General features: G+C 46.8%; 19 protein-coding genes. 12 read left to right on the top strand and 7 right to left on the bottom strand.

Features of this window, described 5'->3' with window-relative positions; all coding sequences use genetic code 11:
• Positions 1-68: 68 nt before the first annotated feature.
• A complete protein-coding gene (gene gap / locus F5971_RS02985) occupies positions 69-1,073 on the top strand; it encodes a type I glyceraldehyde-3-phosphate dehydrogenase (RefSeq protein ID WP_193493949.1) in 1,005 nt (334 codons plus the stop codon).
• A 10-nt stretch (positions 1,074-1,083) separates the two neighbouring features.
• Positions 1,084-2,532: a pyruvate kinase gene (pyk, locus tag F5971_RS02980; RefSeq protein ID WP_193493947.1), complete on the top strand. Its 1,449-nt coding sequence runs from the start codon at positions 1,084-1,086 to the stop codon at positions 2,530-2,532.
• 47 nt (positions 2,533-2,579) lie between these two features.
• Here pyk and hexR read toward each other — a convergent pair whose 3' ends face one another.
• Positions 2,580-3,440 carry a transcriptional regulator HexR gene (gene hexR / locus F5971_RS02975; RefSeq protein WP_193365005.1) on the bottom strand — a complete coding sequence of 287 codons (861 nt, stop codon included), beginning with the start codon at positions 3,438-3,440 and terminating at the stop codon, positions 2,580-2,582.
• A gap of 226 nt (positions 3,441-3,666) precedes the next feature.
• Between hexR and zwf the strand changes: the two genes are divergently transcribed.
• Genes zwf through F5971_RS02960 form a run of 3 tightly spaced genes read left to right on the top strand, consistent with a single transcriptional unit; the run spans position 3,667 to position 6,560 of the window.
• Complete coding sequence (gene zwf / locus F5971_RS02970) at positions 3,667-5,139, top strand: glucose-6-phosphate dehydrogenase (RefSeq protein WP_193493945.1); 1,473 nt, start codon at positions 3,667-3,669, stop codon at positions 5,137-5,139.
• Positions 5,126-5,842: a 6-phosphogluconolactonase gene (pgl, locus tag F5971_RS02965; protein ID WP_193493943.1), complete on the top strand. Its 717-nt coding sequence runs from the start codon at positions 5,126-5,128 to the stop codon at positions 5,840-5,842. Before zwf ends, pgl begins: the two co-directional genes overlap by 14 nt.
• Positions 5,843-5,888: 46 nt before the next feature.
• Positions 5,889-6,560 carry a bifunctional 4-hydroxy-2-oxoglutarate aldolase/2-dehydro-3-deoxy-phosphogluconate aldolase gene (locus F5971_RS02960; RefSeq protein WP_193493941.1) on the top strand — a complete coding sequence of 224 codons (672 nt, stop codon included), beginning with the start codon at positions 5,889-5,891 and terminating at the stop codon, positions 6,558-6,560.
• Between the two features lie 57 nt (positions 6,561-6,617).
• Here the strand turns inward: F5971_RS02960 and F5971_RS02955 are convergent, their stop codons facing one another.
• Both F5971_RS02955 and F5971_RS02950 read right to left on the bottom strand, forming a co-directional pair.
• Entirely contained in the window at positions 6,618-7,673 is a 1,056-nt protein-coding gene (locus F5971_RS02955) for a LacI family DNA-binding transcriptional regulator (RefSeq protein WP_246187747.1), read from the bottom strand.
• Between the two features lie 88 nt (positions 7,674-7,761).
• Positions 7,762-8,745, bottom strand: a complete 984-nt coding sequence (locus tag F5971_RS02950; protein WP_051514554.1) for a carbohydrate porin — start codon at positions 8,743-8,745, stop codon at positions 7,762-7,764.
• Between the two features lie 562 nt (positions 8,746-9,307).
• Here F5971_RS02950 and F5971_RS02945 point away from each other — a divergent pair.
• The 5 genes from F5971_RS02945 to F5971_RS02925 all read left to right on the top strand — a co-directional run bounded on the left by F5971_RS02945 (position 9,308) and on the right by F5971_RS02925 (position 16,809).
• Positions 9,308-11,338 carry a diguanylate cyclase domain-containing protein gene (locus tag F5971_RS02945; RefSeq protein ID WP_223116234.1) on the top strand — a complete coding sequence of 677 codons (2,031 nt, stop codon included), beginning with the start codon at positions 9,308-9,310 and terminating at the stop codon, positions 11,336-11,338.
• Positions 11,339-11,503: 165 nt separating this feature from the next.
• Positions 11,504-12,694 carry a thiamine pyrophosphate-dependent dehydrogenase E1 component subunit alpha gene (locus F5971_RS02940; protein ID WP_193493928.1) on the top strand — a complete coding sequence of 397 codons (1,191 nt, stop codon included), beginning with the start codon at positions 11,504-11,506 and terminating at the stop codon, positions 12,692-12,694.
• On the top strand, positions 12,687-13,664 hold the full coding sequence (locus F5971_RS02935; protein ID WP_193493926.1) for an alpha-ketoacid dehydrogenase subunit beta: 978 nt from the start codon (positions 12,687-12,689) through the stop codon (positions 13,662-13,664). The genes F5971_RS02940 and F5971_RS02935 overlap by 8 nt, the downstream gene beginning before the upstream one ends.
• Before the next feature lie 27 nt (positions 13,665-13,691).
• Entirely contained in the window at positions 13,692-14,945 is a 1,254-nt protein-coding gene (locus F5971_RS02930) for a 2-oxo acid dehydrogenase subunit E2 (RefSeq protein WP_193493924.1), read from the top strand.
• Between the two features lie 13 nt (positions 14,946-14,958).
• Positions 14,959-16,809, top strand: a complete 1,851-nt coding sequence (locus tag F5971_RS02925; protein ID WP_193493921.1) for a protein kinase domain-containing protein — start codon at positions 14,959-14,961, stop codon at positions 16,807-16,809.
• Here F5971_RS02925 and speE read toward each other — a convergent pair.
• The 4 genes from speE to F5971_RS02905 all read right to left on the bottom strand — a co-directional run bounded on the left by speE (position 16,806) and on the right by F5971_RS02905 (position 20,258).
• A complete protein-coding gene (gene speE / locus F5971_RS02920) occupies positions 16,806-17,651 on the bottom strand; it encodes a polyamine aminopropyltransferase (RefSeq protein WP_223116233.1) in 846 nt (281 codons plus the stop codon). The two genes, F5971_RS02925 and speE, sit on opposite strands and share 4 nt — an antisense overlap.
• Positions 17,648-18,103: an adenosylmethionine decarboxylase gene (speD, locus tag F5971_RS02915; RefSeq protein WP_193493919.1), complete on the bottom strand. Its 456-nt coding sequence runs from the start codon at positions 18,101-18,103 to the stop codon at positions 17,648-17,650. The genes speE and speD overlap by 4 nt, the downstream gene beginning before the upstream one ends.
• Positions 18,104-18,131: 28 nt before the next feature.
• Positions 18,132-19,223, bottom strand: coding sequence for a chorismate synthase (gene aroC / locus F5971_RS02910; RefSeq protein WP_193493916.1), 1,092 nt, complete (start codon positions 19,221-19,223; stop codon positions 18,132-18,134).
• 273 nt (positions 19,224-19,496) lie between these two features.
• Positions 19,497-20,258, bottom strand: coding sequence for a response regulator (locus F5971_RS02905; protein ID WP_193493914.1), 762 nt, complete (start codon positions 20,256-20,258; stop codon positions 19,497-19,499).
• 864 nt (positions 20,259-21,122) lie between these two features.
• Between F5971_RS02905 and F5971_RS02900 the strand changes: the two genes are divergently transcribed.
• Entirely contained in the window at positions 21,123-21,959 is an 837-nt protein-coding gene (locus F5971_RS02900) for a restriction endonuclease (protein WP_193493912.1), read from the top strand.
• A 69-nt stretch (positions 21,960-22,028) separates the two neighbouring features.
• Positions 22,029-22,688, top strand: a complete 660-nt coding sequence (locus F5971_RS02895; protein ID WP_193493910.1) for a hypothetical protein — start codon at positions 22,029-22,031, stop codon at positions 22,686-22,688.
• Positions 22,689-22,731 lie beyond the last annotated feature (43 nt).

Below are 22,731 nucleotides of genomic sequence, written 5' to 3'. Positions count from 1 at the left end.
TCTCATTTTAAGGAGTAATATTTACTTATAAAAAATATAAAATCCATAAAACAGCGAGGTACAAGACCATGACTATACGTGTTGCTATTAACGGCTTTGGCCGTATTGGCCGCAACATCCTTCGCGCTCTTTACGAAAACAACTACCGTGATCGAATTCAGGTCGTCGCTATCAATGATCTTGGCGATGCCAGCATAAACGCCCATCTTTTCAAATACGATTCTGTCCATGGCACCTTTCCCGGCGACGTCAGTCATGATGAACATTCATTAACCGTCAATCACGACACCATTGCCATCAGCGCAATTCGCAATCCATCCGAACTTCCCTGGAAGTCACTCGATATTGACGTTGTTTATGAATGCACAGGTCTATTCACCCATCGCGATAAAGCCGCCGCCCACATTACAGCAGGCGCTAAAAAAGTGATTATTTCGGCACCCGGCACTGAGGTTGACGCCACTATCGTGTATGGCGTGAATCACTCAACATTACGCGCCTCCAATCAAATTATTTCAAACGCGTCATGCACAACGAACTGCTTAGCACCCATTGCTCAAGTATTGCAGCGTGAAATAGGAATTGAAAGCGGCTTAATGACCACGATTCACGCGTACACCAACGATCAAAATTTATCGGATGTGTATCACTCAGACCCTTATCGTGCTCGATCAGCGACCCAGTCCATGATTCCGACGAAAACAGGCGCCGCCGCCGCTGTCGGCTTAGTACTGCCAGAACTGGCGGGTAAATTTGATGGCATGGCTGTGCGCGTCCCCACCATCAATGTCTCCCTAGTCGACCTTACGATTATTGCAGAACGCAACACCACCAAAGACGAGATCAATCAACTGTTAAAAGCCGCCAGTGAGGATTCAAAAGTCTTAGGCTTTAACAGCGCTCCCTTAGTGTCTATAGATTTTAATCATAATCCTCTATCATCCATTTTCGATTCCACCCAGACTAAAGTATCAGGCCGTTTAGTAAAAATCATGGCCTGGTACGACAACGAATGGGGCTTCTCAAACCGAATGCTAGACAACACGCTCGCACTTATGCAGGCCCCCGCCTGAGGAGTTTTTCATGTTACGGCGCACCAAAATTGTAGCAACACTAGGTCCATCAACCAGCACGCCCGAAGCCATAGAGGCTTTAATCTTAGCGGGTGCTGATGTTATGCGCCTGAACTTCTCACATGGAGAAGCGCAAGATCACATTGAACGCGCGAAGCTCGTAAGAACACTCTCAGCCAAGCATGGTCGTCACGTTGCATTACTGGGCGACCTGCAAGGCCCCAAAATTCGCATTGCACGTTTTGCCGAAAAAAAAGTACTCCTGCGCAAAGGCCAAACCTTCACTCTGGATTCTGATCTAGACAAAAATGCAGGTAACGCGGAACGCGTGGGCATCGATTACGAAGCCTTAATTAATGATTCACGCATAGGCGACATTCTGCTTTTAGATGATGGCCGCATTGAGCTGGTCGTCACGCAGGTCACCGACCACGAGGTGATTACCCGTGTCATTATTGGTGGCGAACTCTCCAACAATAAAGGCATTAACCGTAAAGGCGGCGGTCTATCCGCGAAAGCACTGACCGATAAAGACCGTGCCGATATCATTACCGCAGCTGAAGCGGGCGTTGATTATGTCGCGGTTTCATTCCCACGGGATGCTGATGACATGCATGAGGCTCGCCAATTAGTCGAGGCGACAGGCTCTCTAGCAGGCTTAGTGGCAAAAATTGAACGCGCCGAGACGGTGAATGATGATCAGATACTCGATGACATTATTCGTGCATCAGACGTCGTCATGGTCGCTCGAGGCGATCTTGCGGTTGAAATAGGTGACGCAACACTGGTTGGCGTGCAAAAACACATTATTGCCCGTGCGCGCACCTTAAACAAAATCGTGATTACGGCAACACAAATGATGGAGTCGATGATCCACAGCCCCATGCCAACTCGCGCCGAAGTGTCTGACGTCGCGAATGCGGTTATGGATTATACCGATGCCGTCATGCTCTCGGCTGAAACAGCGGCTGGTGACTACCCAGTTGAAGCAGTCGAGGCCATGTCTCGTGTTTGCATCGGTGCCGAATTGCACCCAATCACACACATCTCTAAGCACCGAATGCACGAAGCTTTTGAGAATATTGACGAAGCGATTGCGCTGTCGGCGATGTATGCAGCCAACCACCTTCGCAACATTAAAGCGATTGTTTGCATGACAGAAACCGGCCTAACCCCGCGTATCATGTCACGGATTCGTTCACCGCTTCCTATTTACGCTTTTTCCAGAAGAGCCGATACACAGCATCGCGTCGCATTGTATAGAGGCGTGCAAACCATTCCGTTTGACAGCGACACCCTACCTCCAGAGCAAATCAATCAAAGCGCCATTGATGAACTCGTCCGCAGAGGTGCCGTTAGTGAAGGCGATCGCGTCATTATTACGAAAGGAGATTATTTAAACGCTCAAGGCGGTACAAACACCCTGAAAATTGTAACCGTTGGCCAAAAAATAGCCTAAAATAAGCACAACCCATCGCAGAGGGGGGCGATCTGCCCCCTTTCTCGTTACTCAGACTTATAGCGTGTCGGCAACAAACTGTCTTTAATTCGCTTCAAATACCGCTGAAACTCGATTCCTCGCCTCAATGTGACCCCAGTTGCCAATACATCAATCATGGTCAACTGTATCAATCGCGATGTCATTGGCATATACACATCGGTATCTTCTTGCGCAGGCAATGAAATCAACAAACTGCATTCTCGTGCCAAAGGCGATGGATCGTGTGTAATCCCTATCACCGTCGCTCCACTTTCTCGCCCCAATGCCGCAATTTCAACCAATTCTTGCGTACGCCCAGTATAGGAAATAATGACAATCACATCACCCGTATGAGCCCCTGCCGCCACCATGCGTTGCATCAACACATCTTCGTAGGACATCACCGGAATATTCAGCCGAAAAAACTTATGACGCGCGTCCGCTGCCACGGATGCAGAAGCCCCTAAACCAAAAAAGAATATTTGTTTCGCCTGACTTAAATGATCCACCGCACGGGTGATGACATTCGGCTGCAAAGACTTGCGCGCTGTGTCTAACGCCGCAATCGTGGATGAAAAAATTTTCTCACTATATGCCTCAGTGCTGTCATCATATTCAACATTGCGGGTGACATAGGGCATGCCTTCAGCCAAACTTTGCGCCAAGCGCAATTTAAAATCGGGATAACCACGCTCATCAAACCCACGGCAGAAACGGTTGACGGTCGGCTCACTGACTCCGGCTTCTTGCGCCAAAGCGGTAATAGTCAAGCGTATCGCCGCCTTTGGATCTCGAAGAATTACCGTCGCCACTTTACGCTCAGACTTGTTCAGAGTCTCTAAGCGACTGCGAATTTCTTCCAGCAGATTTCCACTTTGATCGATCATAACCTTATGTCCATACGTAAATTTTCAACATATTGCAATCAAGTTGAACTATAACGGGTTATATGGGCCTTAACCAGTAAAAACGACCTCTTTTTAACACAGACAATTGCCTGCAAACACTCAAATAATAGGTAAATTTAACAAAATATCTAACTTGACTCGGCCACTAATGGCGAATAAAATCCAACTATGTATGTTAAATAACTACAAAAACAGGTTATCAACCATGACTGCACACCTATCCGCTTGCGACATTATTTTTTTTGGTGCTTTGGGCGACTTAACACAACGCAAGTTGCTGCCTGCACTTTACCAACTCGAACGCGCCAAGCTCATCCATAAAGATACGCGAATCCTCTGCGTTGCTCGCAACACAGACCAAGACAAAGGGATAGGTCAAACACGTCAGAGCCTCACGAAATATGTGAACGAAAGCCTGATGAGCACCGAAATTCTAGAAGCATTCATAGAACGCATCCATTTTTTAAGTGTGAATTTTGATGAGTTAGACAGCTACCAACCCCTAAAAGAAATCCTAGACGCCTCAAGCAACAAAGAGCGCGTGTTTTATTACGCCACCTCCGCGTCTTTATACGGCACCATTAGTGCCAACTTAAACGAACAAGGCTGCTTAAATGCGCAAAGCCGAGTCGTCCTCGAAAAGCCGATAGGGTTCAGCCTGGAAACATCTCATCAGGTTAACTCGGAGGTCGGCAAGTATTTTGATGAATCCCAAATCTATCGCATCGACCACTACCTCGGCAAAGAAACCGTTCAAAACCTGATTGCTCTTCGTTTTGCCAACAACCTGTTTGGCACTCAATGGAATCAAAACCACATCTCCCACGTCGAAATCACCGTGGCTGAAAAAGTGGGCATTGAAGGACGCTGGGGTTACTTTGACAAAGCTGGACAACTGCGCGATATGGTGCAAAACCACCTCCTGCAGCTTCTATGCCTTGTTGCGATGGATCCACCTGCCGACCTTTCAGCCGACAGCATTCGCGACGAAAAAGTAAAGGTACTCAAATCCTTACGCCCAATCAAATCGGAAGAAATGGGCCATCACGTGGTTCGTGGCCAATACACAAGTGGCTACATTAATGACCAACGCGTTCCTGGCTACCTTGATGAAGAGGGAGCAAACACGTCGAGCCAAACCGAGACATTTGTATCTATTCGTGTTGAACTCGGAAGTTGGCGCTGGGCGGGCGTGCCTTTTTACCTGCGCACAGGCAAACGCATGGCTGAAAAATCCTCTCAGATTGTTGTGCATTTTAAGCAGCAACCCCATTATATTTTTGACCCCGAACAACGCCAACTTGCCAACAACAAGTTGATCATCAAGCTACAGCCTGATGAAGGTATTGCCCTGCATATTCTGACCAAAGATCAAGGTTTGGAAAAAGGCATGCAACTGAGAAAAGCACCACTTCAACTCAGCTTTTCACAAGCCTTCGGCATTGACCGTGTTCCCGATGCTTACGAGCGACTCCTTCTTGAAGTGATCAAAGGCCAGCAATACCTCTTTGTACGCCGAGATGAGATCGAACATGCCTGGAAATGGTGTGATGCTCTCTTAAACCAGTGGCAAAAACAAAACAGCCCACCTCTTCCCTACCCTGCAGGAAGCTGGGGACCTGCTAACTCGGATTTATTACTCGCAAACGACGGAAGAGTTTGGTATGAAAATCAGTGATCTCAACTTACCCGCACACATTGAATGGAAGAGCTTCTCTAGCCGAGAAGAACTGACTCATGCCTTGGCTAAAAATACTGCTCAACAGCTAGGCGAAGCGATTCAGCAACGCCAACAGGCCAGCATGGCTGTTTCGGGTGGCCGAACCCCCATTCAGCTTTTTCATGAACTCAGCCTAACCCCCTTAGACTGGGCTAAGGTTACAATTACATTAGCCGATGACCGCTGCTTAAAACATGAACACCCAGATAGCAATGCAGGCTTAGTTCGCCATACGTTACTGCAAAACTGTGCCAGTGACGCATCCTTCGTTGCACTATTTGAAGACCGTTCAGATCTAACCCATCAAGAGCAACAAGCTCAATGCGAAGTTCGTTTGAATCAGGTTAGCGATCCATTAGATCTTATCATACTAGGACTGGGCAATGACGGGCACACTGCCTCACTGTTCCCTTGCTCCGATGACATAGAGTCAGCAGTGAATAGTCAGTCGCATTGCGCATTAGTCACCCCTAAAACGGCACCCTATTCTCGCTTAACCCTAACACCCAAACGCATTCTCAATGCACACCGCCGAATTTTACACATTTGCGGTGAAGACAAACTCCTAACCTTACAGAAGGCATTAAGCGACGGCCCTTCAATTGAAATGCCCATTCGCTACTTTCTTGCACATCCATTAACCATTTATTGGAGCGCCTAATGCTGACTTTAAAGTTGGACTCAACGGCCGCTGATCAGGATTGACTATGAATAACGAAACATTAAAACAACAAAATATCACTGAAATCGACCGCATCTGCAGCTTAAGCCCTGTGATACCGGTATTAACGTTTAATTCACTGGATGAAGTACTCCCTATTGCTGAAGCACTCGTCAAGGGCGGACTACCGGTTCTTGAGGTCACTCTCAGAACCGATATTGCCCTAGAAGCCATCAAACTCATCGCCGACAACCTACCTGACGCACAAGTCGGCGCAGGAACCGTACTGAATCCTGAGCAATATGAGGCAGCCTGTAAGGCAGGTGCTACGTTCATCGTCACACCGGGCTCCACGACAGAGCTACTCAAACACGCACTCACTCAACAGGTGCCTCTATTACCTGGCATTCAAACGATTTCAGAGCTTATGCAAGCCTATGCGCTGGGTTACAAACGCTTTAAATTTTTCCCTGCAGAAGTTTCCGGTGGCGTGAATGCCCTCAAAGCCTTTGCGGGCCCTATCGGCGATGTGCGCTTCTGTCCTACCGGCGGTATTCGCCTTGAATCAGCAGCAGACTATTTAAATCTCAACAATGTCATGTGTGTCGGCGGCTCTTGGCTAACACCGCAAGCGCTGATTGATCAACAAGACTGGGCTGCGATTCAACAAATTGCACGAGACACCGTCTTTCAATTACGCCCACACCAAAACATCTAATTCCTCATACAAAAAAACCAGCTGTCGCTGGTTTTTTTTGCTAAAGCACCTGAAGCTTTACTCAGGATAAGGACAACTCTCCCTCACAAGCAACTGAGTATCCAGCACCGTATGCTGCTGATCTTTTTGCCCCAACAAGACCCGAGCCGCCGCTTGCCCTTTCTCAACACTTTGCTGATACACAGTTGTCAAAGACGGCCGTATATTTTCATCCAAAGGAATGCCATCAAACCCAACAATATGCAGATCCTGCGGAACGGACAAACCCAGTGCACTGGCCGCCTGCATTGCAGCCAAGGCAATCGTATCACTCATGCACAACAATAATGTCGGTCGCAAAGACGACAAAATATCACACACCAATGGGTAAGCTTGACGATGGGAGTTTTCAGGCAGACTCCATACAGGGACCTCGCTGAGTGCAATACCCACTTCTTGCAAGGCCTCCTGATACCCCATCAAACGCTGCATGCCAAAAGAGGATTCTAAATTCAACACCCGCTCTTCTGTTACTCGACACACGCACTCATCTAAAACCACGCGAAGCCCAATAATCGCTACACGCTGATGACCGTGCTGCAAGGCATGCCGTGCAATATTTCTTGCACCCGTGAGGTTATCAATTGTGACAGAGGGAAACGCATCGAGGGTAAAGTCGACGGTAACCAAGGGTTTATGCTGGGTCAACAAACGCTGATAGCTACTTGGACGCCTCATCATGCCATAGACAATAATGCCATCCACCAAGGTCTCCAGAGAGCGCTGCTGCATTGCATCGATTTTGTCGAGCGACTGCAGCATTAAACAATGATACCCCTGCTGATCTAGCACCTTACCAACACCCGATAAAAATTGGCTATCAACCGGGTCAATCATGCTCTGAGACAACCCATCGGACAAGAGCACACCGACAATACCACTGCGCTGATTACGGCGATTTTTCAGACCACTATTCGGGCCGTCATACCCCAATAATTTACACTGCTCGATGATTTTTTGGCGTAATTGTATTGATAATTGATCAGGGCGGTTAAACGCATTTGAAATGGTTGCCGTCGACACATTAAGCGCCTTAGCAACATCTTTGATTGTAAGCTTACTGACTGAACCCATTCGTTTGTTCCAAACAGGGCGCATCCTTCAGTTGCGCCCCACTTTTGCTTTACAGGCTGACGCTCTAATTGAGTTGAAGGGGGATCAATTAGAACGTGTAGTTAAAGCGCAGTCTTAACGCGTGTACGGTTTTATCGGAGGCAACATTATCGGCCCGAGAGGTCGAACCTGCAAAGGTTACACTCGCATTTTGAATATCAAACAGCGGTAATGTATAGGCAGCGTAGGCCGTCGTGACATCAGGATCAGCCGCTTGACTTAATGCAGTTGTTGAATGAATGATACCAGCACCAAAGCCACCCAGCGTCAGGTTGGCACCGTAACTGTTAACCTTTACAGTTGAAGGCTGACTACGATCCCTTAAGTGCGCTGCACTCAAGTTTACCTGAGCGTCTCCTAGAGTAAACCCTGCGGTCACACCAACGCCATTTGCCTTATGCGTTGTTTGCGCATCATCAAATTTCTGATGCTCATACCCTGCGGTTAGTGTAAAGCCCTGACCCACAAACGTGACCGAAGGACGAACACCGGTAAATGCTCTCGACTTATCACCTTGACCATAGGCGGTCGCCAGCTCAAAACGAATTTGATCCGATGGGTTCGCATGAAACGCAAACTGCCCTCCATCACTCACTCGCCCACGCACTAAATTGGCTTCATAGACACGGGCAGAGCCATCACCTGCATGCATAATGACCGTATCTTTTCCTAGAGGGAACAGGTTAACCGCCTCAAATCGCCCTGCCTGTATATCCCACTGATCCGAACCAAACATCAGCCACATATCATCCGTCGCCGTTTTCCCATCGGTTTTCAGCAACCCTGTCCCTTTACCCCGCACAAAGTGATCCCCCATGCGATGCTCAGCCATAAAATTGACTTCCAAACGCCCGCCTTGATCATAGCTGGATTTACTTGACGATGCTTTCACAGCATCCGTATCCAACTCAATGTTGGCATCTAATGTCAGGGAAGGTGTTGCAACTGCAATACTTGGGATTCCAGCCATTGCAACAAGTGCTAAGGAGACACAGGATACCAGTCTTGGCACCCGAAAAGGCGTAAACTTCATTTTCTCACCATGCTTATTGTATTTATTTGGTTAATTTACATAAAAACAACAACTCAAAGGGTGTCTGAGCCGATAAAAAGAGTGTATTTAATTTTAGACCGGCAAATCAAGTATAAAATTTACTTAAATCATACTTATCTTTTGTGCAAACGCAAAAAAACCATTGAAGAATCGCCCATAATGGAGGGCATGTGATTAAAAATTCGTTTTTTTCTGATATTATTTGTTTGAATAGAAAGCAACTGCGGAAAAATAACTTCGGTATGTAGCCTTAATTTATTGAGCGATTGTGCTTTTTCTTGCTTTCGCTTTGATAGGAACAGCGTTTGAATTTTGACGTCACTTTAGAAAAAGTGCGATGCTTTATAGCCGTACTAGCGCACAACAGCCAATACACACAACTCTTGAGGCAAGACACTATATACTTTTCACACTTACCTTCTACACTTAAAGAGAGCCTTACAACCTATGTACCCTTCACGAGGCCAGTGACTTGAAATTGCGCTCTACGCTCGGTCGAATTTTTTACTCCTTATGCATCGTTTTATGGAGCCTACTATTTTTGCCTCCTACGGCTTTTGGTTTGGAAAAAGTGAGCTTGCAACTCAAATGGACTCACGCATTTCAGTTTGCAGGTTACTATGCCGCCATCGATCAGGGGTTTTACGAGCAAGCAGGCCTTGATGTAAGCCTGATTGAAGGAGCTCCCGGTATTAATGCGACTCAACAGGTTGTCTCTCGCCAAGCTGATTTTGGCGTAGGGACCAGCGGCCTATTGCTCGACTTAGATCAGGGCAACGAAGTGGTTCTGCTTGCCAATATTTTTCAACACTCGCCCCAAGTGATTATTTCGAAAGCGGACACTGCCCTACAAAGCATCCATACCCTTGCCGACAAGCCGATCATGCTAGAAGAAGGCTCCGACGAGCTACTCGCGTATCTAATGTATGAAAGTATTTTTCTTGAGCAAGACAAGCGCTTACCTCATACCTTTTCCATTGAGGATTTAATCACCGGAAAGGTCGATGCCATGTCGGCTTATATTACGCATGAGCCTTATTATTTAGACTTAGCCAACTTCCGATACCATATCTACACCCCCCGCTCGGTCGGCATCGATTTTTACGGTGACAATCTCTTTACCAGCAAAGCCTTCGCCCAACAGCGCCCTGACATTGTCAGCGCCTTCACCCAAGCGAGCCTGAAAGGTTGGACTTATGCCTTACAAAATCCAGACTACATCATCGAATTGATTCTGGAACAATACACTCAAACGCATAGCGCATCTTTTCTTCAATTTGAAGCCAGCCGCATGCACCAATTGATCAAGCCTGAGCTGATTGAGATAGGCTATATCAACCCCGGAAGATGGGCGCATATTCACAACACCTACCAATCCTTGAACCTAGTCTCAAGTCCACTTGATCTATCCGAGTTTTTGTTTAAGCATCCCAGCAATACGAGCACGTCTTGGTTTGCTCCATTGATCATCTCCTCACTGATAGCATCACTGGTGAGTGGTATTGCCCTTTATATTTACCGCGTCAATCTCAAGCTCAACTCGCTTTTACGTCAAAAAAATAAAGCCGCAGTCCTGCAACGCCATCGCAACACATTGCTGGAAATGATTGCCGCCGATCAACCCATTGAGCAGATCCTACAAGAGATCGTTCTCAGTGTTGAAGCCTACAACCCAAAAACATTTTGCAGTATCTTACTCTTTCATTCCGATACTGAAACACTGCACATTGGTGCAGCACCCTCCTTGCCTCAGGAATACAACCAAGCCATTAATGGCGTAAAAATAGGCCCAGCCGTTGGTGCCTGCGGCAGTGCCGCCTATTTCAAAAAACGCGTCATCACCGCCGATATCGCTCAGCATCCTTTTTGGAAAGACTATAAACACTTGTCGCTTAAACATGGCCTTAAAGCCTGCTGGTCAGAACCCATTATGCGGAAAAATGGACATCTCTTAGGGACCTTTGCCATTTATCACACCAAGGTCTCTGAACCGACCTCCGATGACATTCAACTCATCCGTGAAAGCGCTCAGCTTGCTGAAATTGCGATTGAGCGCCATCTAGCCTATGACGAATTGCGTCGTAGCGAAGAGCGACATCGCCATCTTGCTCAACACGACCCACTCACAGGCTTGGCCAACCGTTCACTTTTTTCAGACAGACTGAATCAATCCCTTAAACATGCAAAACGTCACTCATCGTCATTTGCCGTTCTATTAATCGACCTAAATGGCTTTAAACCCATAAATGATGAATTTGGCCATAACTTCGGCGATTTAGTCTTAAAAGAGGTCGCAACCCGACTCAAAGCCATCGTAAGAGAGTCAGACACCGTCAGTCGCATCGGCGGGGATGAGTTTGTGATTTTATTGCACAATGTTGACTCACGAGCCGCCGCTCAACAAGTCGTCGATAAAATCCATCAAGCATTTACCGATCCTTTTTGCGAGCCTGACTCTGTCAATCTTAGCTGTAGCATTGGTATCGCCCTTTACCCTGATGATGGCGCAACTGAAATTGAACTGACTCAAGTCGCTGACATACGCATGTATCAAAACAAGCAAGGTCGATAACGCCTCATTTGCTTCATTTTTTCCTTCTTTGGTCTAGGCTTTACAAATACGCAGCAGAGTATTACATTCTCTGCGTTGAACTCATTAGGGTGATCCCCTAGCCGATTCAATTATCGACAATCGACACAATCGATGGTCACCACAATAAGAACAAGAAGGTACATTATGACGGATAAACGCAAGACAGATGCGCTGATCGTGCATCGACCTGTATTTATTGATAGCTCTCAACTGAGCATCCCCACACTGCGGATTCTCAAGGATGATGGAACGCTATACCCTGACGCCAGTTTGCCGGATATTGACGAGGCACTCGCACTCAAAATTTACGATACATTCCTCTTCATTCGTGCCTTAGACGAACGCATGCTTGCCTCGCAACGTCAAGGCCGCATTAGTTTCTATATGACCGAAACGGGCGAGGAAGCCGCAGATATTGGCAGTACAGCCGCTTTAACGGCTGATGATATGATCATGGCACAGTATCGTGAGCAAGGCGCACTCGCCTTTAGAGGCTTCAGCCTTGATCAATTCATGAATCAAATTTTTTCAAACGAGCTGGATCTAGGCAAAGGACGCCAAATGCCAATTCATTATGGTTCGCAAGCGCTGAACTATATGACCATTTCATCCCCACTTGGCACACAAATTCCGCAAGCAACGGGTTACGCCTTCGCGTTAAAAACGCAGAATAAACCCAACTGCGTTATTTGTTACTTTGGTGAAGGCGCAGCCTCCGAAGGAGACTTCCATGCCGCATTGAACATGGCAGGGGTTTTTAAAGTGCCCGTTATTTTCTTTTGTCGCAATAATGGGTATGCCATTTCAACGCCCGCTCACGAACAGTTCGCTGGAGATGGGATTGCATCAAGAGGAGTTGGCTACGGTATAAAAACGCTGCGAGTCGATGGCAACGATGTACTGGCCGTCCTCAAAGCCACGCAAGAAGCCCGCAGAATGGCAGTCGAACAGCATGAGCCAGTGTTAATTGAGGCCATGACCTATCGCCTAGGTGCGCATTCCAGCTCTGACGACCCCAGTGGATACCGCAATAAATCTGAAGAAGAAACCTGGCGGGCCAAGTGTCCTGTCCTTCGTTTCAAACTCTGGTTAATCGCACAAGGCTGGTGGGATGAAGACCAAGAAGAACAGCGCAAACAAGCGCACAGAAGTGCGATTGTAAACGCCATGAAAAAAGCCGAAAAGATTCCAGCTCCAACACTGGAAGATCTATTCAGCGATGTTTATGACACGCCTCCCTGGCATTTACAGGAACAATATGACGCTCTAAAAGCCCATATCCGTAAATACCCCGAGGCTTACCCCAAAACATCCTGGAGGCTTGACCATGAGTAAAATCAACCTATTGCAAGCGATCAACCAAGCACTTGATAGCACTCTGGCGCAAAATGACCTCGCTATTTGTTTTGGTGAAGATGTCGGACACTTTGGTGGTGTCTTTCGTGCCACTAGCCATTTGCAAGAAAAGTACGGAAAACAACGTTGCTTTAACACCCCCCTAACTGAGCAAGGCATTATCGGCTTTGCCAATGGGGCTGCAGCGCAAGGCATGACAGCCATTGCTGAAATTCAGTTCGCCGACTATATTTTTCCAGCATTCGACCAGATCGTTAATGAGTCTGCAAAGTTTCGTTACCGTTCGGGCAATGAATTCAACGTCGGTAGCCTAACCATCCGTACCCCTTATGGTGGCGGTATTAATGGCGCTCACTATCACTCACAGTCACCCGAAGCCTATTTTACGCACACACCCGGCCTGAAAATCGTGGTACCGCGCAACCCTTATCAAGCCAAAGGCTTGTTATTGGCATCGATTCGCGACCCAAACCCCGTTATTTTCTTTGAACCTAAAAAGCTCTACCGCGCTTCTGTTGGGGAGGTTCCCGACACGGACTATGAACTTCCGTTAGGCCAAGGAGACCTGCTACGTGAAGGAACAGACATTACACTGGTGGCTTGGGGTGCACAGGTAGAAGCCATTGAAAAAGCTGCTGATATGGCCGCTGAACAAGGTATTTCCTGTGAGCTTATAGACCTACGAACCCTGCTTCCTTGGGATAGAGATTTACTGGCGGCCTCTGTGAAAAAAACAGGCCGCTTAATCATTAACCACGAAGCTCCGAAAACTTCAGGTTTTGGCGCTGAAATTGCCGCTGCAATCCAAGAAGAATGCTTCCTCTATTTGGAATCACCCATCATACGAGTCACAGGCTTGGATACCCCCTTCCCCTTGGCTTTAGAAAAAGAGTACATGCCCGATGCTTTGAAAACCTTCGAAGCCATTAAGGCCAGCATGACTTTTTGATGCATTGATTTTAATAGGAGCATGAACATGAAAATTGATTTTATTCTTCCCGATATAGGTGAAGGCATCGTTGAGTGCGAGCTGGTCGAGTGGCACATTCACGAAGGACAGAACATCCAAGAGGATCAACCCGTTGCTGACGTCATGACCGACAAAGCACTGGTCGAAATTACCTCTATGCACACGGGCGTCATTACAAAACTCTACTATGCTCAAGGCGAAATTGCGAAGGTGCACCAACCCTTGTTTGAGATAGAGGTCGTGAGTGACGCCGAAGAGTTAACGCTTGGAGCAGAGGTTCCTGACGCAAAATCCGCCAGCCAAGCAACCTCTTCCGGTGACGACACGGCATCCTCCACCGCAACCAGCTCAGCGCTCGCCTGCCCGATGGCACAATCATCCAAGGCCATTGCCAGCCCGGCCGTCAGACGACTCGCCAGAGAAATGAATCTCGATTTAACTCAGGTAAAGGGATCTGGCAAAAATGGCCGCGTGCTCAAAGAAGACCTACTTGAGCCATCATCCGTCGACACAACACACGCCCCAACTCAATCCGTAAGCGCACCCCCGTCTTCAGGTGTTCGTATTGAAGCCATCAAAGGCGTTCGTGCCGTCATGGCTCGACAAATGGCAGACTCTGTACGCAGCATTCCTCACTTCACCTATGCAGAAGAGATAGATGTTACCCAGCTTGACGCTGTCCGCCGTGAACTCAAGCCCCAGTTTGAAGCCGAAGGTTTATCGCTCAGCCTCATGCCTTTTTTCATGAAAGCACTGGCGCTGTCGCTGCAAGCCTATCCTATTTTGAACAGCCGACTGAACGAAGACGCTACCGAAATTCATTACTTGGATGACATAAATATTGGCATGGCGGCCGATACCCCCATCGGACTTCTGGTTCCTAACGTGAAACGTGTTCAGGATCTGTCTTTGCTTGAACTCACTCGCAAACTCAATGAACTGACGCATGCCGCACGACAAGGGAAGCTATCAGCCGACGATATGAAAGGCGGTAGTATCACGATTTCCAACATAGGTGCCATAGGTGGAACAGTTGCGACCCCTATCATCAATAAGCCAGAAGTCGCCATTGTCGCACTCGGACGTATACAAACGCTGCCTCGCTTTGATGCAAACGGCAATGTCGTCGCCGCTAAAATCCTACACGCAAGCTGGTCTGGAGATCATCGCCTTCTCGACGGTGCAACCATGGCACGCTTCTGTTGTCACTGGAAGGGCTATCTCGAGAACCCCTTACGGATGCTGGCTGAATTGAAGTAACGAGGGGATTCAGATGACGCGTCCTTTGTTGCAACAGTTCTATATTAATGAGGAACAGTCGATTTATCTGATGAGCCATGAAGATGCTCAGAAGATCAAAGACTGGGTTAAGCTCTGCATGGACCAACTCATGCGGCTGGGCTTCAGCAATATCGAATTTATCGGCAAAGGCGCGTATGGCTTTGTGTTCGGGGGGCGTGATAGCAATGCAAATGACTATGTCTTTAAGTTTTCGCGCATTAACCTCCCGCAACACATTCAAGATCGGCTTGAAGATGAGGCCTGGATGCAGAGCCAAGTCTTGCACCCGATTATTCCAGCCGTCAGCGAGTATACAAAAATCTCACGCCAATCAGTTTTAATGATGGAGCGCGCACCCGGTTTAGATCTGGACGCTTACTCCATTCAACACGGCAAGCTTTCACCACGCTTAATTATTAAAATTGCCAAACAACTGGTAGACGTATTGATTGCACTGCGCAATGTTCGTCAGGACAACCATGACTGCCCCATCGTTCATGGTGATATTAAACCCTCTAATATCGTGTTTGATCCAAGAACAGAAACCATCAAACTGATTGATTGGGGATCCAGCGTCTTTGCTCAAGTGGATGCCAATGGCCACGCGATTGGACAATCCCCCTTTAATTTTTTGAGTGATAGTTTACAACAAACCAACGCCAAGCTCGGCGATGTCTATTTTATTGGTGATGAGCAATTAAATGGCGAACTCAGCTCACCGCGTTTTGATGAACAAGGCATGGCAGGTACTCTCTATGCCCTAGCATCGGGTCAAAGCTGTCGATATGGCTACGAAGCCATCCCTGCCACCTCTCTGGGCTTACCCAAGGAGTTCGCTCTGACACTGCAAGCACTTTTAGAGGGCTCATCACAGGTTCGTGCTCAAGCGGGCGACTATTTGTTAACCCACATGAAATACATGAGCCGCTTAGCCCTTCCCGATTTACACCTTCCTCCTGAAAAAGCCCTGATCCCTGTTTGGAATCATGACGATGGCCTCGATATCGAAACAGTGGTCTACAGCTCGCGCAAGAGTTTTCTGCGTGAAGGAAACATCGACCCCTATTTAATGGCTGACGTGAAGGATGTGGAGTTGGAAAAATACTATAAAAACTTCATGCACGGCATGGGAAAAACCGAACGCGCCTTTCTTGCCTCCATCAGCCGCTTAGGCCGCTACCCTGTGTTGGGCGGACTGGCAATTCGCTGGGAAGAAAACGCTGTTTTCATTGACTCCAGCCTTAATTTACAGGATGACAACCTAACATTAGCTTTTACGCAAGCCGTCAACACGATGGTGAATTTAGCAAGAGCCATTCATCGTGACGGTGTATTCAAATGCTGTTTATTTAATGCGAAAAACACGCGTCATATTCGGCGCGCATCCGAGAGCGATGCATTTATCCCGCCCGCCGACTTAGTGATTCCCTTCGAGGTGATGCAAGCGCCACTCTCTGAAGACAAAAGCCGCAATCACTCGTATTTTGAGGATGGACAAGATCCTGATGAGTTTCTCACGCTACCCAGCGAGATTATGACTGAAATCGCCTACCTCAACGATATTCGGCACACAGGCTTAATTATCTTCGAGGCACTGCCGACGCATCTCAAAATTCACAGTGATTACGTGCTGCTAGATCCTACCCAACACGATGTTTTCAAGGCCTCCTTGGCGCGCATTATCTCAGCCGTTCCCTTAATCAATGGCTTAGGGGTCTCGGGGTTTATGAAAATGCCCTATAAAAACACTCGCCAATTTAGCCTTCAAATTCAGGCCGACGCACACTTTTTTCCCAAAAACCCGCGGGCAGTCCAAAAAATGGATTCAAATCAGGATTTTTAACCCAGCAGTGCCTGAATATACCCCGGCAACGCAAATGCCGCTTGATGAACTTCAGCCGTATAGTAGCGGGTGTGGATCGCATGCTTAGCCAAATATTCCTTAATCTGCTCAGCCGATACACTGCGATACAGAACATGATCACTTGCCCAGGCTAATGCCATGACACCACCGGCATAGGTTGGCACCGTCAGCGTATAAAAGGTCTGATCGTTAAAATACGCACCTAAGCGAAGGCGCGTATCCTTAAGCTCTTGAGGCTGCATAAATGGCACACCATTCTGAGCCACAAAAATTCCCTTATCGGATAAGATTCGTTTACAGCCTGCGTAGAAATCGCTGGTGAACAGAACTTCGCCCGGACCAATCGGATCGGTGCAATCGGAAATAATGACATCAAAGGTTTGCGTGGTTTGGTTTACAAACTCAACACCGTCTTGTATCACAATGGAAACACGCGGGTCATCAAAGGCCCCGTTAGAGTGGTGTGGCAAGTAGGTTTTACACATGTCGATGACCTGAGCATCGATCTCAACCTGAGTGATTTCCTCAACACCGGGATGCTTGACCACCTCTCGCAAAATACCGCCATCACCTCCGCCAATGATGAGGACACGTTTTGCCTGAGCATGCGCAATCAGCGGCACATGCACCATCATTTCGTGATAAATAAACTCATCCCGCTCCGTTGTTTGCACCACGCCATCGAGCGCCATCACGGTACCAAACACAGGATTGCGAAAAATGATCAGGTGTTGAAAATCGGTTTGCACTTCGTACAAAACATCTTCAACACTGAAAGACTGCCCATAGCCAGAGTTAAGTGTTTCGGTAAAGGTCATCATAAGGGCCCCAGTGGCATCTGCCCTCGAAGGTGCTCGGTTACCTTCACCTCATCCGGCGAAAAAAAACGCCTTAGCACGGGCAGGGTATTCTTAGGCGTTGCATTACCACACATAAACACATCAAACGCTGCATAATGACGCTCTGGCCATGTGTGCACACTGATATGAGACTCGGCCAACACCGCAACACCCGACACCCCTCCATTCGGGGTAAAGTGGTGTAAATGCAGGTGCAACAAGGTCGCGTTCGCGGCGATCACCGACTCACGAAGCGCCTGCTCCATCGTCTCGATATCATCCAGACGATCGGCCCCAAATAAATCGATGATTAAATGGGTTCCCGCAAAACAGTAATCGTCACGCTGAATAAAAAAATCTTTAGATTCAGTGGTAACGGGGGTACCGCTACCATTGATTGGAGTTAAGGCTTGTCTATCTTTTGGATCTGCCAAGGCTCTACTCCCCTCTTAGGGTTAAGTATTAACTAAGTTTGATCAGGTCAGTGACCACGTCGGCATTTTGACCGCGGTGTCTAAGCAAATGATCAAGAAGTGTTACGGCCATCATCGCTTCCGCTATCGGTGTTGCGCGTATCCCCACACAGGGGTCGTGCCGCCCTTTGGTGATCACTTCAACGGCTTCACCTTGACGATTAATACTGCGACCTGGAAGACGCATACTGGATGTGGGTTTTAAGGCGATATGGGCAATAATGTCTTGGCCTGTAGAGATTCCCCCTAAGATTCCGCCAGCATGATTCGATAAAAAGCCCTCTGGCGTCATTTCATCGCGATGCTCCGTGCCTTTTTGGCTCACGACATCGAATCCATCACCGATTTCGACACCCTTAACCGCATTGATGCTCATTAATGAATGCGCCAATTCCGCATCGAGTCGATCAAAAATCGGCTCCCCCAATCCAACCGGAACACCTGAAGCAACCACCGTGATTTTAGCGCCAACGGAATTGCCTTCTTTACGCAAGGCATCCATGTAATCGGCCATTTCCAGAGCCGCCTGTGCATCCGGGCTGAAAAAAGGATTGTTATCCACTTCTGACCAATCAAAACGCGCAGGGTCGATGGCAATCGGGCCTAATTGCGACAAATACCCACGAATCTGCACACCTTTACTGGCCAGCACTTTTTTGGCAATCGCACCGGCGGCCACGCGCATCGCTGTTTCGCGTGCCGATGAACGGCCACCACCACGGTAATCACGGAAACCATATTTATGGTCATACACGTAATCCGCATGCGCTGGACGATAGGTGTCTTGAATATTAGAGTAGTCTTTAGAGCGTTGATCAGTGTTTTCAATGACCAGACCTATTGGAGTACCCGTCGTCCGCCCTTCAAACACACCCGATAAAATTTTCACTTCGTCGGCTTCACGGCGTTGCGTTGTGTGGCGAGACGTCCCAGGCTTACGACGATCTAGATCCAGCTGGAGATCAGCCTCACTCAGCTCGATTCCCGGAGGGCAACCATCCACTATGGCCCCAAGGGCCAAACCATGGCTTTCACCAAAGGTTGTAAGCGTGAAAAGTTTACCTATGCTGTTACCCGACATGCTGTCATCCTGTATGAATCACCACTGGCGTGTCACCAGCGTCAGAGTTTGTGAATAATAAGATATCAAGCGATAGTAGAGATAACCACTATCCTTTCGGACGTAATCTTAATCGATTATGGTAATGGCTAACAGTGCTGCTAAAAAATTATACGATCTTTCAGCAGGTTGATTCAGGATAAGGCCGCACAAGGCCATCCCGCAAGGCTAGAGCAGATAGACACGGATACGATCGCTGACTTAAGCTTTTTTTGTACATTGCCAGCATCAACACTAGCGCTGAATGCTCGCAATGTACTTGGAGATATGCTCTAACTTCTCAGGATCATCGTCCACAAACGTGACTTTCACCGATACAAACGGCGTATCAATACGATTATCAAACGCCTCTAGACGCGACACGAACCCGTTAATACGGGCCACACTATCACCCGAGGTTTGTTCAATATCCACTACGGCTTGTTCGAGTATGTCGGGAAAGGTGCCGTTTTCTTCATTTTTGATGACCACTAACACATCTCGCAAACTGAGGTCTTTAATCGCGCAGCGATACACCCCTTTGCTTGTTCTGAGTTGCGCTAACCCCTTCGGCTTTTTAGCAAAGCTTTTCTGTTGCGCGATTGATCCGGTGCTGCTAACGCCCGCTTTTGTCTCTGATGTCTTGCCAAACAAGAGTTTTTGGATTTTTGTCTCAAGCGAAGCGGCTGAAAACGGCTTGCCAAGATAATCACTGACACCCGCTTGAATGGCCTTTAAGATATAGTCTCGTTCGCCACGGCTGGTGACCATTAAGAAAGGCACCGACTTATAGGCATCCTGTTGACGCACCCATTTCAGCAGATCTAGACCTGACATTTGCGGCATTTCCCAATCGCAAATGATGATATTGAATTGAGCACCCTCTAAACATTTCTGTGCTTCGCGGCCATTAAAGGCAGAGACTACGCTAGCCTTAGGGTATGCGTTGCGGACAATACGTGTCACATGTGTACAAATTGCTTTAGCATCGTCAACCACAAGCACAGATACATTCATAAGCGGCCTATTTGAACAGAGTGTTCATCCAATTTTTAAGTAAACCCTGAGGGTTTGTTATGTTTCAAACTACACGGGGTTGATGTACTTAACTAACAGCCCCCACGCAATTCGTACAATCGCGCCTAACAATATTAAAGAATCGCTGATCTGTAGCCAACATCCTCAACATTATTGATGGCACCACTGCCTGATTTAGGTTTTCCTTAAGAATTAGACATGAATCAGAGACTTAGGATTCTATAAAATATTTCAAAACCCTGCAATGATGCGTTAGGAGGCTCTGGGCAATTTATCGCACAAGGTCATCAGCCACACGGCCAGAACCTTATGCTCATCCAGCTGCTCTCCCCTGCATGTTGTACTGTGTCGGTTGCCTCACTTCTGGCGAAACACCTACGCAGACGTATGCAAATAAATGTGAGGCGCTACCAAAATACTCTTGGTATGAAGATCCTCTCAGTGCAGATTCAGTACCGAAGAGACCCGTTTGAACGAAGCCACCTTGCAAGGCTGGAATAGTCCTGTTTAAATCATAGATAGACAATCAGGGAATACTTACTGCTGTGATGGAGCTCGGGCCGGGCGGTAGCGTGTCCGATGGTAAAATTCTCTTCTTCTAATGATGGCTTGATGTGGTTGAAGCGTTTCACGTGCTTAATGCCTTTTTTGGTGCTCTGTGTTGAACTGGATGCCTTTTAGGTAAACGCGTTGAATGGATTACATAGAAAAGTCTTTTTATATCATGTTACTAGAGAAATTTATTGACCAAGACCAAGTTATAAAGGTATACCCTCTAATAAATATTCTGAGGTCGGGGAACTCATAAACGGACTGTTAGCTTTCAAGGAGTCTAAATAAACAATGTGGGTATTTGATGGGGTGATTCATGCCTCCTGTGATAATTGTCAACATGTTCATTTGATTGAGGTGGGTGAGCTAAACGTGGACTGTTATGACAGCTCATACCATGAGAATGGAATGGGAGCTGAGAATAATTATGAGCTTTCTCAGGTTTATAACTGTGAGTGTTGTGGAGCTGAGTTTGAGATAAATTTTGATGCAACAGAGTACCCGGTAGACATGTTTAGCTATGTTATTAATCGCTCAACAGGTGTTTCTTGCTCTGGGGAACCATATTTTACATATATAGATGATGAGCCTACGATTCTCCTCCCTGAGCAAGACATATATGTACCTGATCAAAGGATAATCACCGACCTTTCTGAAATTCATAATACTATTCCTAATTTAATATGGTTGATTCAACAAGATAATAGTTATATTTACAGAATATCACCTCGTGAATTTGAAGAGGTTGTCGCTGAATTATTTAGAAACAATGGGTATCAGGTCACTTTGACAAAGCGTACAAGAGACGGTGGTAAAGACGTAATTGCAGTAAACAAAGATGTTATGGGAGTAGAAACTAGTTATTTTATTGAGTGTAAAAGACATTCTGAGTCAAATAAAGTTGATGTGGGTATCGTGAGAGAACTTTACGGCGTTCATTCTTCATTGAATGGCCCAAATAAGTCGATAATTGCTACCACTTCAACCTTCACACCAGACGCTAGAAAGTTTGTTAACGAAGAGTTGAGAAGTAAATGGGATATGGATCTAAGAGACATCAATGACGTTTTGGCTTGGGTCTCAAAATATAAACCACAAGCTAACAAGCAGCTGCTGCCGGGCTGGTAAAAGCTTCGGCTTTGCCTTCACTTTTACTAGCCGCAGAGCTGAGCGTTATAATAAAAAAGGACAAGCATCTTGCAAGAGTTAGATACGCTGGCCGTTACACTCCTTGGAGGTTATTCAGTTTTCATAATTGGCCTATCAAGCTTTTTGGGAAAGTTGTGGGCAAATAGAATCCAAAATAGTGAAATAGAAAGAACACAGCATAAAATAACTGAATTAAAGGCTAAGCTTGATAGTCAAATTGCCGTGCAATCATCTAGACTAGAGTCGAATGTTCATGTCGGGAAAATCCAGTATGAACGAGAATTTAATAGCTACGAAGAAATTTGGAAAGAAGCATCTTCTCTTTTAAGAAAGATAAAGTTGTTACAACTACATCTTTCAAGCTTCGAATTTTATAAAAAGGAGTTTTTTGGCTTTGGTGAATCTAAGGTTAAATTAGAGGAGCTTGGTGGCTCAAGATTCCCATTTATTGATGATGGAGTATATTCAAAGATTTGCGAGTGTTGCCAAATAGTGCAATCAAAGTATGCAGTAATTAATGGGCACTTGGATTTCTTATATAATAAAGCCAATATGACAGTATCGGAAGAAGTATATACTGAAGTTGAGGCAAGGTTTAATGGAGAGCTGGATGATCTAATAAATGAGTATTATACAGCTACAGTGAATCTAGGTGCAGCAATAAAAGAACGAAATAATAAAATGATAGTTATTGAAAGTTTACTATAAAAAAAGCGTCGAAAATCGTTCGCTTTGCTCACTGGGACCTCAA

Origin of the sequence: Nitrincola alkalisediminis (assembly GCF_009821115.1) — a bacterium.
GTDB lineage: Bacteria > Pseudomonadota > Gammaproteobacteria > Pseudomonadales > Balneatricaceae > Nitrincola > Nitrincola alkalisediminis.
The sequence above is the reverse complement of the archived record's forward strand: the minus strand, read 5'-3'. Positions and strand labels throughout refer to the sequence as shown.

Bases quoted from the DNA above. Each gene is read 5' to 3' on its own strand.
- F5971_RS02905 (WP_193493914.1), bottom strand. From the start codon at position 20,258: ATGAATGTATCTGTGCTTGTGGTTGACGATGCTAAAGCAATTTGTACA.
- F5971_RS02935 (WP_193493926.1), top strand. From the start codon at position 12,687: ATGAGTAAAATCAACCTATTGCAAGCGATCAACCAAGCACTTGATAGC.
- zwf (WP_193493945.1), top strand. From the start codon at position 3,667: ATGACTGCACACCTATCCGCTTGCGACATTATTTTTTTTGGTGCTTTG.
- F5971_RS02940 (WP_193493928.1), top strand. From the start codon at position 11,504: ATGACGGATAAACGCAAGACAGATGCGCTGATCGTGCATCGACCTGTA.
- F5971_RS02930 (WP_193493924.1), top strand. From the start codon at position 13,692: ATGAAAATTGATTTTATTCTTCCCGATATAGGTGAAGGCATCGTTGAG.
- F5971_RS02955 (WP_246187747.1), bottom strand. From the start codon at position 7,673: ATGGGTTCAGTCAGTAAGCTTACAATCAAAGATGTTGCTAAGGCGCTT.
- F5971_RS02900 (WP_193493912.1), top strand. From the start codon at position 21,123: ATGTGGGTATTTGATGGGGTGATTCATGCCTCCTGTGATAATTGTCAA.
- F5971_RS02960 (WP_193493941.1), top strand. From the start codon at position 5,889: ATGAATAACGAAACATTAAAACAACAAAATATCACTGAAATCGACCGC.
- pgl (WP_193493943.1), top strand. From the start codon at position 5,126: ATGAAAATCAGTGATCTCAACTTACCCGCACACATTGAATGGAAGAGC.
- speE (WP_223116233.1), bottom strand. From the start codon at position 17,651: ATGATGACCTTTACCGAAACACTTAACTCTGGCTATGGGCAGTCTTTC.
- pyk (WP_193493947.1), top strand. From the start codon at position 1,084: ATGTTACGGCGCACCAAAATTGTAGCAACACTAGGTCCATCAACCAGC.
- F5971_RS02925 (WP_193493921.1), top strand. From the start codon at position 14,959: ATGACGCGTCCTTTGTTGCAACAGTTCTATATTAATGAGGAACAGTCG.
- hexR (WP_193365005.1), bottom strand. From the start codon at position 3,440: ATGATCGATCAAAGTGGAAATCTGCTGGAAGAAATTCGCAGTCGCTTA.
- aroC (WP_193493916.1), bottom strand. From the start codon at position 19,223: ATGTCGGGTAACAGCATAGGTAAACTTTTCACGCTTACAACCTTTGGT.
- F5971_RS02950 (WP_051514554.1), bottom strand. From the start codon at position 8,745: ATGAAGTTTACGCCTTTTCGGGTGCCAAGACTGGTATCCTGTGTCTCC.
- gap (WP_193493949.1), top strand. From the start codon at position 69: ATGACTATACGTGTTGCTATTAACGGCTTTGGCCGTATTGGCCGCAAC.